Annotated in this window: 11 protein-coding genes; 7 read left to right on the top strand and 4 right to left on the bottom strand. The window is 74.2% G+C overall.

What is annotated here, in order from left to right:
- Positions 1–316 precede the first annotated feature (316 nt).
- The gene (locus tag B7767_RS09785; RefSeq protein WP_085571847.1) at positions 317–1153 is read left to right on the top strand and encodes an MBL fold metallo-hydrolase; all 837 of its coding nucleotides are present in this window, start codon (positions 317–319) and stop codon (positions 1151–1153) included.
- Between the two features lie 27 nt (positions 1154–1180).
- Here the strand turns inward: B7767_RS09785 and B7767_RS09790 are convergent, their stop codons facing one another.
- Together B7767_RS09790 and B7767_RS09795 are read right to left on the bottom strand one after the other, a co-directional pair.
- Entirely contained in the window at positions 1181–2191 is a 1011-nt protein-coding gene (locus B7767_RS09790) for an SEC-C domain-containing protein (protein ID WP_085571848.1), read from the bottom strand.
- A 164-nt stretch (positions 2192–2355) separates the two neighbouring features.
- Entirely contained in the window at positions 2356–3774 is a 1419-nt protein-coding gene (locus tag B7767_RS09795) for an MFS transporter (protein WP_085571849.1), read from the bottom strand.
- Between the two features lie 152 nt (positions 3775–3926).
- Here B7767_RS09795 and B7767_RS09800 point away from each other — a divergent pair, with 152 nt between their 5' ends.
- The 5 genes from B7767_RS09800 to B7767_RS09820 all read left to right on the top strand — a co-directional run bounded on the left by B7767_RS09800 (position 3927) and on the right by B7767_RS09820 (position 7844).
- Positions 3927–4454, top strand: coding sequence for a helix-turn-helix domain-containing protein (locus tag B7767_RS09800; protein WP_085571850.1), 528 nt, complete (start codon positions 3927–3929; stop codon positions 4452–4454).
- Between the two features lie 44 nt (positions 4455–4498).
- The gene (locus tag B7767_RS09805) at positions 4499–4822 is read left to right on the top strand and encodes a DUF6412 domain-containing protein (protein ID WP_085571851.1); all 324 of its coding nucleotides are present in this window, start codon (positions 4499–4501) and stop codon (positions 4820–4822) included.
- Between the two features lie 96 nt (positions 4823–4918).
- A complete protein-coding gene (locus B7767_RS09810; RefSeq protein ID WP_085571852.1) occupies positions 4919–5635 on the top strand; it encodes a YidC/Oxa1 family membrane protein insertase in 717 nt (238 codons plus the stop codon).
- A 255-nt stretch (positions 5636–5890) separates the two neighbouring features.
- Entirely contained in the window at positions 5891–6748 is an 858-nt protein-coding gene (locus B7767_RS09815; RefSeq protein ID WP_085571853.1) for a fumarylacetoacetate hydrolase family protein, read from the top strand.
- Positions 6749–7121: 373 nt separating this feature from the next.
- Entirely contained in the window at positions 7122–7844 is a 723-nt protein-coding gene (locus tag B7767_RS09820; protein ID WP_085571854.1) for a trypsin-like serine protease, read from the top strand.
- 72 nt (positions 7845–7916) lie between these two features.
- Here B7767_RS09820 and B7767_RS09825 read toward each other — a convergent pair whose 3' ends face one another.
- Positions 7917–8426 carry a heme-degrading domain-containing protein gene (locus B7767_RS09825; RefSeq protein WP_085571855.1) on the bottom strand — a complete coding sequence of 170 codons (510 nt, stop codon included), beginning with the start codon at positions 8424–8426 and terminating at the stop codon, positions 7917–7919.
- Positions 8423–9490, bottom strand: coding sequence for a Gfo/Idh/MocA family oxidoreductase (locus B7767_RS09830; protein ID WP_085571856.1), 1068 nt, complete (start codon positions 9488–9490; stop codon positions 8423–8425). The genes B7767_RS09825 and B7767_RS09830 overlap by 4 nt, the downstream gene beginning before the upstream one ends.
- A gap of 55 nt (positions 9491–9545) precedes the next feature.
- Here B7767_RS09830 and B7767_RS09835 point away from each other — a divergent pair.
- The coding region (locus B7767_RS09835) for an ROK family transcriptional regulator (protein ID WP_107485947.1) at positions 9546–10608 on the top strand (1063 nt) is incomplete at its 3' end.

A 10608-nucleotide genomic window follows, 5' to 3' on the forward strand; every position in this document is an offset into this window, starting at 1 on the left:
GCATCGCCTCGCCCCTGGCCGCCCTTCGCGCGCCCCTCGAAGCGGGCTCCCACGGCCGACCGGGCTGACCCCTCCTGCCCCGCCGGAGCCGGACGGCCCCGCCGGAGCCGGACGGCCCCGCCCGGCCCCGTGAGGCCGACGTCGCGGTCCGCGTTCGGCGGGTGTGTGATCGTGGCCAGCGGGCCGCGCGTCCGCCCCCGCCGGGAACCGCGCGGTCGAAGGGCGGCCGGGACGGCGTGCCCGGCGCGGGTGTGGATCCGGCGCTTCCGTGCACCCGGGGCGTACGGGGACTCACGTACGACGGAGGGAGTCGGCCGTGCGGCAGAATCCGCCCGAGGGCACCGCGGAGGTCCTCTTCATCGGCAACGCCACCCTGCTGATCCGCTACGGGGAGCTGACGCTGCTGACCGATCCGAACTTCCTGCACCGCGGGCAGTTCGCCCACCTCGGCTACGGGCTCCGCTCGCGCCGGCTGACCGAGCCCGCCGTCGACGTGGCGGACCTGCCGCACGCGGACCTGGACGCCGTCGTGCTCTCGCACCTGCACGGCGACCACTTCGACCGGGTGGCCAGGCGCGGGCTGGACCGGGGTCTGCCGTTCGTCACCACCCCGCACGGTGCCCGCCTGCTGAAGGGCCTGTACGGGTTCCGCCGCGCCACCGGGCTGCGCACCTGGCAGAGCCGCACCCTGCGGCACGGGGACTCCTCCGTGCGGATCACCTCGCTGCCGGGCCGCCACGCGCCCGGCCCGCTGCGGGCCCTGCTGCCGCCCGTGATGGGCAGCCTGCTGGAGTTCGGCGACCGCGCGGGGGAGGTCCGGCTGGTCCTCTACCTGTCCGGCGACACCCTGATGTACGACGGGCTGCGCGAGATCGCCGTACGGTACCCGGACATCCACCTGGCGGTCCTGCACCTCGGCGGTACGACCCTGCCCGGGGGCCTGGTGGTCACCATGGACGCCGGACAGGGCGCCGACCTGCTCGACCTGCTGCGCCCGCGACGCGCGCTGCCCGTGCACCACAGCGACTACACGGTGTTCCGTTCCCCGCTGGAGGACTTCCTCGCGGAGGCGGGGCGCCGCGGCCACGGGGCGCGCCTGGTGCGGTGCGCCCCGGGTGAGCGGGTGACCGTCGGGGACCGGGCGACGGCCTGATCCGCGGGCCCCCGCCCCGAGGGGCCGTCACACGCCGTGGCACTCCCCGTACGTCCGTCCCGAACCGCACCAGCACGCCGCCGGCCGCTCCGGGGGCCACGCCACCGCCCGCCCCCGGGCCGCCAGCGTCGTGGCGTACTGCGGGAGCAGGGCCGGGTCGGTGGGGGAGGCGAGCTCCGAGGCGGCGAAGGCCTCGTACGACGGGACCGTGCCCGTCACGATGCCCAGGTTCGGGGTGCCGGACGCCGCCAGTTCGCGCAGGGCCGCCTCTATCGAGGCCAGGTGCCCCTCGTGCGTGGGGTACTCCTCCGCGAGCGTCGGGTACGCCGACAGCAGTTCCGTCAGCTCGCCGGCCGGCCAGTGCAGCACCGCCACCGGGAACGGGCGGGACAGCGCCTCCCGGTACGCGCCCAGTTCCGCGCGCAGGCGGACGATCTCCGCCTCCAGTTCCACCGGGTTCTCCGAGCCGAGCGACCACACCCGCTTCGGGTCGTGGAGTTCGTCCAGGGTGATCGGCAGGGTGTGGACGGTGTCCGCGAGCGCGTCCCACTCGTCGTGCGCCGCGCCGAGCATCCTGCGCACGCGGTGGCGGCCGAAGAGGAGCGGGTGGGTGGTGCGCGGGGGCTTCTCGACGCCGGTCAGGAGGAGGAGCACCGCCTGTGTGAACGTCTCGTGCGCCTGCTCCAGCTCGTCGTGCGCCTCCAGGGACTCCGCGACGATCACCCAGGGGGCCGCGTCGCGCGGGGCCGCGGTGCGGATGCCGGTGATGATCGCGCGGGCCTCCGCCTCGTGGCCGTACTCCCAGAGGTTCGAGGCCTTGAGGGCCCGTACCAGGTACGGGTCGTCCAGTTCCCGGGAGGAGGTCAGCAGGCGGTCGTAGAGGGCGGTCGCGGCGGGGCGGTCGCCGGAGAGTTCGCGGTGGGCGGCGGCCCGCAGGAGCAGGGCCTCGGCGTCCTCGGGGTAGAGGTCGGCGGTCCGCTCCAGGCGGTCGGCTTCGGCGGTGTGGTCGACGTTTTCGGCAGGCGTGTCGGGGCGCATGGTGGACACCGTACTGCCGGTGGGTGACAAAGGTGAGACGGCCGCCGACCGTGGGATGTCCCGGGCCCCGGTCGGCCACGTACGAGCGGGAGTCCGTGATGCTCGTCATGGGACCCGGCCGGGTCGAGCGCCGCTCCGTCCGCACCTGTGCGCGCCGTCCGGTCCTACTTCCGTTCCCGCAGACCCATGACCGCCGCGGCCGCGACCAGTGCCAGGACGGCCGAGACGACCATCGCGATGTCCGTGCCCCGGGCCGGCCCGCCGCTCGACGAGGTCGCGACGGCGATGGTCAGGGCGACGCCGGCGCAGGAGCCGATGTAGCGGAAGGTCTGCTGGGCGCCGGAGCCCATCGCGGCCCGGGCCGGCGGGACCGATTCGACGGCGAGCAGGGGGAGTGCCGCGTTGAGCAGGCCGCTGCCGACCCCGGCGATGATCATGCCGGGGACGAAGCGGGCCGTGGAGCCCGCGCCGACCGCGCCCAGCATCGTCAGGACACCGCCGGCGTGGAGGACGAAGGCGATCGCCAGCTGGACCCGGGTGGGGACGCGGCCGGCCAGGCGGCGGGCCTGGAGGGCGACGACGAAGGCGAGGCCCGCCCACAGCAGGGTCAGCCAGGCCGTGTCCATCGCGGACATGCCGAGACTGCGCTGGAGCACCGCCGGCAGGAAGCTGAACAGGCCGATCACCGACAGGCCCGTGAACAGGCCGCCGACGGAGGAGGCGAGGAAGCCGGGGCGGCGCAGCAGGGACAGGTCGATCATGGGGGTGGCCGTCCGGCGCTCCACCAGGGCGAACAGGGCGAGGAGCGCGACGGCCGCCGCGAGCAGCAGCCACACCGGTGTGCGCAGCCAGCCGTCCCGGCCCAGGGTGAGGGCCGCGACCAGCGCGACGAGGGCGAGTCCGAAGGTGACGGCTCCGGCGAAGTCCGGGCGGCCTCCGCGCGGGGAGCGTGATTCGGTGAGCGCGCGGGTGCCGAGGGCGGCGGTGATCAGCGCGGCGGCGCCGAGGACGCCGTACACCGCGCGCCAGTCGGGTATCCCCGCGGCGAGCAGCGGGCCCACCGCGATGCCGCCGGTGACGAACGCGCCCCACACGCCCGTCGCACGCAGCCGGCCGGCCGGTGTCGGGAAGGCGTGCACGATCAGGCCGAGGCTGCTGGCCAGCAGGGCCGCGCTGGCGGCGCCCTGGGCGACGCGGGCCAGGGTGAACAGCCAGGTGGTGGTGGCCAACGCGCCGAGTGCCGTGGTGATGCCGAGGGCGAGCGTGCCGGAGACGAAGATCCGGCGGCGGCCGTAGTCGTCGGCGAGGCTGCCGGCGACCAGGAGCAGGGCGGCGAGGCCCAGCGGGGTGCCGTTGAGCAGCCAGGCCTGGGCGGACAGCGGGGTGTGCAGGGCGGCCGCGGTGTCGGGGAGCGTCACGATCGGCGCGGTGTACGTCATCAGCGCCACGGCGGTGGCGACGCTGGTCAGCGCGAGGGTGGCGCCGGGGCGCGGGGGCGGGTCCTGGCGGGGGGCCGCTTCCGGCCGCACGGCTGTGGGGGCGGTGGTCTCCGCGGTCGCGGGGGAGGAATCGGTGCCGGTCATGTCTGTCGGGGGTCCTCTACGGGATCGGCTCGCTGTGACGAGGGCTTCCGAATCGAGTGGGTTCGTTCATTGAACCCAGCTGGGTGGCTCACCGTAGCACCATGAGTTCGGTCATTGAACCAACGGCTGGGAAAGTGGTTACAGTGGACGGCATGGCACTGGGCAAGGACTACGCGGCACAGGAGTGCTCGATCGCGAGCGCCCTCGAGGTCATCGGGGAACGCTGGACGCTGCTCGTGATCCGCGACGCGTTCTACGGTGTGCGGCGCTACAACGACTTCCTCGTCCACCTCGGCATCCCGCGCGCGGTGCTCGCCGCCCGCCTCCAGGCGCTGACCGCACGGGGGATCCTGGAGAAGCGCCGGTACCAGGAGTCGCCGCCCCGGGACGAGTACGTCCTCACCGACCGCGGGATCGCGTTGTGGCCCACCCTGCGGGCGCTCGGCCTGTGGGGACGCGAACACCTCACGCGGATCCAACTGCGCGTCTTCCGGCACGCCGACTGCGGCACCGAGATCGGCCCGTACGGCGAATGCGCGGCCTGCGGAACCGTCGTGCCCGTGCCGGACGTTGAGGTGGTGCCGGGGCCCGGACTCAATCCGGACCCGGCGGATCCGGTCAGTCGGGCGCTGCTCAAGCCGAAGCGGCTGCTTCAGCCCGTCGAGGTCGATCCGGTATAACTCCGGTAAGGGCAGGGGCGAGGGGACGAGAGGGGGGGCGGCGAGTGATCCGTCATCGGGCGACCGCGCGTTCCGTCTCCGCCGTGCTCCTTCCGCTGTTCCAGGCCGTCCTGCTCCTGCTGCCGGCCACTGGCGGCCTCTCCCTGGCCGACGTCGCGCTCGCCGCGACCGCCGCGGCCGGTACCGCGCTCGCCGTCTGCGTGCTCCTCGCCGCCCGCTGCGCGCCCGCCGTGGCGCCCACCCGGGTGCGTACGGCGATACGCGACCGTGACCGGCGTACGGCCTTCCTGCCCCAGCGCGACCCCGACGCCAAGGGGCGCACCAGACCCCGGGCACCGGGACACGCCCTCCTGGCGACCGCCGCGTAGGGCGCTTCCTCCGTACGTTCACCACGCCCCGCCGCGGGTCGTCATGCCGTCCTTTCCGTACTTCCGGCACGACGAGACCCCTCGGAGGGCTCACCCATGTCCGTCTTCGCCAGCCTGGTCGAGCACCTGGCCGACCTGCTCCAGCCGCTGTTCGGCGTCTCCGCGGCGGCTGCCGCGATCGTCCTGTTCACCGCCTTCGTACGACTCCTCGTCCACCCCCTGTCCCGGGCCGCCGCGCGGGGGCAGAAGGCGCGGGCGGCGCTCCAGCCGCGCATCGCCGAGCTGCGGCGCAAGCACGGCCGCGACCCCGAGAAGCTGCAGCGGGCGGTGCTGGAGCTGCACGCGCGGGAGAAGGTGTCGCCGCTGTCCGGGTGCCTGCCCGGCCTGCTCCAGTTGCCCGTGTTCTTCCTGCTGTACCACCTGTTCTCCAGCGAGACGATCGGGGGACGGGCCAACGAGCTGCTCGGGCACCGGCTGTTCGAGGCGCCGCTCGGCGGCCGGTGGGCGGACGCGCTCGGGGACGGCGGGGTGTTCGGCGGGCCCGGACTCGTGTACGTCGGGCTGTTCGCGGTCGTCACCGTGGTCGCCTGGTTCGGGTACCGGCTGTCCCGGCGGACGATGGCCGCCAACCCCGCGGTGCCCGCGGCCGGTGAGGGGGAGCGGGTGCCGGGGCTGGGGGCGGTGACCAAGGTGATGCCGTTCATGTCGTTCCTCACGCTCGTCACCGTCGCCGTCATGCCGCTGGCGGCCGCGCTGTACATGGTGACCAGCACGACGTGGAGCGTGGTGGAGCGGTCCGTGCTGTACCGCTAGCGCGGGGCGGGCCGGGAACGGGGGTGCCGCCGGCCGGTGGGCGGGGGTCGTGGGGGCCGGGTGCGCGGTTCCCGCGCCCCTGGGGAGTGAGGGCTGTCGGAACTGGGGGCGCGGTCCTTCGAGGTCCAGTACGTGAACCGGGTCTTGCGGAGTGGAGCACGGGCTTGGAGGATCGAACAGTCCTCCGATGGCTGCGCCCCGCCGCAACCGGGCCGTGCCCGTCGGACGGGCCCGCGATCGAGGGAGACGTGAATCATGAAGCTGCTGCGAGTCGGTACGGCGGGACAGGAGCGGCCCGCGCTGCTCGACGACGAGGGGGTCCTGCGTGACCTGTCGGGTCTCGTCGCGGACATCGACGGGGCGCTGCTCGCCGACGAGGCCGCGCTCGGGCGGATCAGGGCCGCCGCCGACGGCGGGGAGCTGCTCGCGCTGGACGGGGAGGGGCTGCGGGTCGGGCCGCCGGTGGCGCGGATCGGGAAGGTCGTCTGCATCGGGCTGAACTACCACGACCACGCCCGCGAGACGGGGGCCGAGCCGCCCGCCGAGCCGGTCGTCTTCTTCAAGGCGGCGGACACGGTCGTCGGGCCGAACGACACGGTGCTGGTGCCGCGCGGGTCGGTGAAGACCGACTGGGAGGTCGAACTGGCGGTCGTGATCGGGCGTACGGCGCGGTACCTGGAGTCGGCGGAGGACGGGCTCGCGCACGTCGCCGGGTACGCCGTCGCGCACGACGTCTCCGAGCGGGAGTTCCAGATCGAGCGGGGCGGGACCTGGGACAAGGGGAAGAACTGCGAGACGTTCAACCCGCTGGGACCGTGGCTGGTGACGGCGGACGAGGTCGGGGACCCGCAGGACCTGTCGCTGCGGCTGTGGGTCAACGGGGAGCTGAAGCAGGACGGGACGACCGCCGAGCAGATCTTCCCGGTGGGTGAAGTCGTGCGGTATGTCAGTCGGTTCATGACGCTGTACCCCGGTGACGTCATCAACACCGGGACGCCGGCGGGGGTGGCGCTGGGACAGCCGGAGCCGAAGCCGTTCCTGCGGGCGGGGGACGTGGTGGAGCTGGAGATCTCCGGACTCGGGCGGCAGCGGCAGGAGTTGGAGGACGCGTAGGCGCTCCGCTGGGGGAGGGGGCGACTACGGGGTGGGGAGCTGCGGTTCGTCGTCGGCTGCGGGTTCGTCGTGGCTGGTCGCGCCCGCGCGGCGGAGCCGCATGTGAACACAGCCCCGCGCCCCTGAGGTCGGTCGGCTCACGTCGGTGGAGAAGTGGGGCGGCGCCGGGCTTTCCACGCCTCCTCTTCCCGCGGCCATAGCACCGTGTTATCGCCAAGTGTTAGTACCCCCGTTCGGGGTTCCTCCGGGATTCTGGGCGTGCCCATGACGAACTTGCCGTCGGCAGGCGGCGGTTCGTCGTGGGCACGGCCCATGGGGCCGTCACCCCCACACGCACACGTCCAGGCGACGTGACTCCCCGAATCGAGGAACCTTGCGCATCACACGGCTCGTTCCCGCTCTCGCCGCAGCGGCGGTCTCCGTCCTCGCGCTTCTCGTCCCCACCGCGACCGCCACCGCGGCACCGGCACCCCCGACCACCAAGGCCCCGCAGCCCATCATCGGCGGCGGGTACGCCTCCAGCGGTCCCTGGGCCGCCCGGCTGTTCTCCAACGGCAGGGAGACCTGTTCGGCCACGATCATCGCCCCGACCTGGATCCTCACCGCCAAGCACTGCGTCACCGGCGGCGGACTGTCGTTCCGCATCGGCAGCCTGGACCAGCACAGCGGCGGCACCGTGGCCAACGGCGTCCAGACCTACACCCACGGAGCGGACCTGGCGCTCGTCCGCCTCGACCGTTCCGTGTCGGCGACCTACGCGAGCCTCGGGCAGCCGGGCACCGTGCGCGTCGGACAGAACGTGCAGGTGTACGGCTGGGGCGCCACCTCCCGGTGCGGCTCGGAGGCCAACTGCCAGTCCCGCTACCTGAAGGTCGCCAACGTCACGGTCACCGGCGGCTGCAGCGACGCCTACGGCGGCTCCGCCATCTGCGCCCGCCGGGGCGACGGCATCACCGCCGGCGGCGACTCCGGCGGCCCGATGATGGCGAACGGCGTCCAGGTGGGCGTCGCCTCCACCAGCGACCGCCAGACGACCACGGCGTACACCAACGTGACGGCGTACCGCTCCTGGATCCAGTCGATAGCCGGCGTCTGAGCCGTCCCCGTCCCGGGCGGGCACCGGGCCCTCACCGCGACGCGGCGAGGGCCCTTCACGGCGGGGCGGACCTCAGTCCGACGCGGCGGTCCCGTGCTCGGCCAGGAACCGCTCCAGGGCCTCCACCACGAAGCGGTGGTCCTGGAGCTGGGGGAGGCCCGAGACCGTCACCGCGCCGATGACGCCCACGCCCTCCACCGTGACGGGGAAGGAGCCGCCGTGGGCCGCGTAGGTGTCGGGGTCCAGGCGGGAGGACGCCTCGAACGTCGTGCCCTTGGCGCGGTGGCGGGCGCCCACCAGGTAGGAGGCGGAGCCGTAGCGTTCGACGACCCGGCGCTTGCGGGCGATCCAGGCGTCGTTGTCGGGGGCGGAGCCGGGCAGGGCGGCGTGGAAGAGCTGCTGGCCCGCGCGGTGGATGTCGACGGCGACGGGGGCCTGGCGCTCGCGCGCCATCTCCACCAGCAGGGAGCCGAGCGCCCACGCGTCGTCGTACGTGAACCGCCGGAAGACCAGGCGGCGTTCCTGCGCCTCCAGCTCCTCCACGCTCGGGGTGAGCTCCGGGGTCTGCTTCGGGGTGGTCAAATCGTCACCGTCACCTTCTCCAGGGCCGAGCGCCGCGCGGCCTCCAGTACGTCCAGGGTGGCGGCCGCCTCCCGCGCGGTCACCGGGTTGGGGGCGCCGGCCGACAGGGCCTTCGCCACGGCCGCGTAGTAGGCGGGGTAGTCGCCCGGGAGGGTCGGTACGGGGTGTCCGCCGCCGGTCACCGGGGACTCCCCCGCGCCGATGCGGCCCCACAGCTCCTCGGGTTCCATGCCCCAGCCGGTGCCGGGGCGCAGGCCGTCGCGCAGGGCGGCCTCCTGGGGGTCGAGGCCGTGCTTGACGTAGCCGGCCTTCGAGCCCAGGACGCGGAAGCGGGGGCCGAGCTGGGCCGTGGTCGCCGAGACGTAGAGGTGGGAACGGACGCCGTTCGCGTGCGTCAGCGCGATGAACGTGTCGTCGTCGGTCTGCGCGCCGTCGCGCCGGATGTCCGCCTCGGCGTGGACGGTGGTCACCGGGCCGAAGAGGACCAGCGCCTGGTCGACGACGTGGCTGCCGAGGTCGTAGAGCAGACCTCCGATCTCTGCGGGGTCGCCGGACTCCCGCCAGCCGCCCTTGAGCTGCGGGCGCCAGCGCTCGAAGCGGGACTCGAAGCGGTGGACGTCGCCGAGCTCGCCCTCCTCGATCAGCTTGCGCAGGGTGAGGAAGTCGTTGTCCCAGCGGCGGTTCTGGAAGACGGAGAGGAGCAGGCCGCGCTCCTCGGCGAGGTCCGCCAGCTCGCGCGCCTCGGCCGCCGTGCCGGAGAGCGGCTTGTCGACGACGACCGGCAGACCGGCCTTCAGGGCGGTCGTGGCGAGCGGGACGTGCGTCCTGTTCGGGGACGCGATGACGATCAGGTCCAGTTCGCCGGCGCGGGCGAACAGCTCGTCCGGGGTCGCGGCGACGCGTACGTCCGGGAACTCGGCGCGGGCCTGCCGCTGCCGCTCGGGGTTCGAGGTGACCACCGTGTCGAGCGCGAGGCCCTCGGTCGCGGCGATCAGCGGGGCGTGGAACACGGAGCCCGCGAGGCCGTAGCCGACGAGTCCGACGCGGAGGGGAGTGCCAGTCATGGCTCTACTTTGGCAACGCTGTTGCCAAAGTGCAAGCAGGAGAGAGAATGGGCCGGTGAACAGGACGAACGACGGCATCGGCGGGGCGTACGGGGCGCAGGGGTCGTACGGGGTGCACGGGGCCCCGCTGGGGGCGAACCTGCTCGCCCTGCGCAGCCACAACACCGCGCTCGTGCTCGACCTGCTGCGGACCGCGGGGGCGGAGGGGATCAGCCGGCTGGAACTCGCCGAGCGGACCGGGCTCACCCCGCAGGCGGTCAGCAAGATCACGGCCCGGCTGCGGGCGGACGGGCTGGCGGCCGAGGCGGGGCGCCGGGCGTCCACGGGCGGAAAGCCGCGCACGGTGCTGCGGCTGGTCCCGGAGGCGGGACACGCGGTGGGCGTCCACCTGGACCGGGACGAGATGCGGGCGGTGCTGGTCGACCTGGACGGTGCGGTGGTGGACCGGAGGCGGGCACCGCTGGACCTGGGCGCGGGGGAGGAGGCGGTACTGGCGCGGGTGGCCGGGGTCGTCGAGGCGCTCCGGGTGCCGGGGGCGGACGGGACGGACCGGGGAGGCCGGGCCCCGCTCGGGGTGGGGGTCGCGCTGCCCGGACCGCTCGACCACGAGAAGGGTGTGCTGCACCGGGTCACCGGTTTCCCCGAGTGGGACGGCTTTCCGCTCCGGGACGCGCTGGCGCGGCGGCTCGGCGTACCGGTGGCCGTCGACAAGGACACCAACGCGGCGGCGCTGGGGCTGGCGGTCGGCGGGGAAGGGGGTTCCTTCGCCTATCTGCACCTCGGTACGGGGCTGGGGGCCGGGCTGGTGATGGGCGGGAGCGTGTACCGGGGGGCCAGGACCGGTGCGGGCGAGTTCGGGCACCAGGTCGTCCAGCTGGACGGACGGTTGTGCACCTGCGGGGCCCGTGGGTGCGTCGAGGTGCTGTGCCTGGACGCCGTCGCCCGCGGCGATGTCGCCGAGGCGGCCAGGGTGCTGGGGGCGGGGGCGGCGAACCTCGTCGGGCTGCTCGACATCGACCTGGTGCTCCTCGGCGGGCGCACCGTGGCCGCCGCGCCCGAGGCGTTCGTGCGGGGGGTCGGGGCGGTTCTCGCCGCGCGGGCCCGGCGGGAGGGCGGGG

The sequence above is a fragment of the Streptomyces sp. 13-12-16 genome, assembly GCF_002114215.1.
Taxonomy (GTDB): Bacteria; Actinomycetota; Actinomycetes; order Streptomycetales; family Streptomycetaceae; genus Streptomyces.

Excerpts from the sequence above, each read along its gene's own strand:
- B7767_RS09790 (WP_085571848.1), bottom strand. The coding sequence starts at position 2,191 with ATGCGCCCCGACACGCCTGCCGAAAACGTCGACCACACCGCCGAAGCC.
- B7767_RS09795 (WP_085571849.1), bottom strand. The coding sequence starts at position 3,774 with ATGACCGGCACCGATTCCTCCCCCGCGACCGCGGAGACCACCGCCCCC.
- B7767_RS09800 (WP_085571850.1), top strand. The coding sequence starts at position 3,927 with ATGGCACTGGGCAAGGACTACGCGGCACAGGAGTGCTCGATCGCGAGC.
- B7767_RS09810 (WP_085571852.1), top strand. The coding sequence starts at position 4,919 with ATGTCCGTCTTCGCCAGCCTGGTCGAGCACCTGGCCGACCTGCTCCAG.
- B7767_RS09815 (WP_085571853.1), top strand. The coding sequence starts at position 5,891 with ATGAAGCTGCTGCGAGTCGGTACGGCGGGACAGGAGCGGCCCGCGCTG.
- B7767_RS09830 (WP_085571856.1), bottom strand. The coding sequence starts at position 9,490 with ATGACTGGCACTCCCCTCCGCGTCGGACTCGTCGGCTACGGCCTCGCG.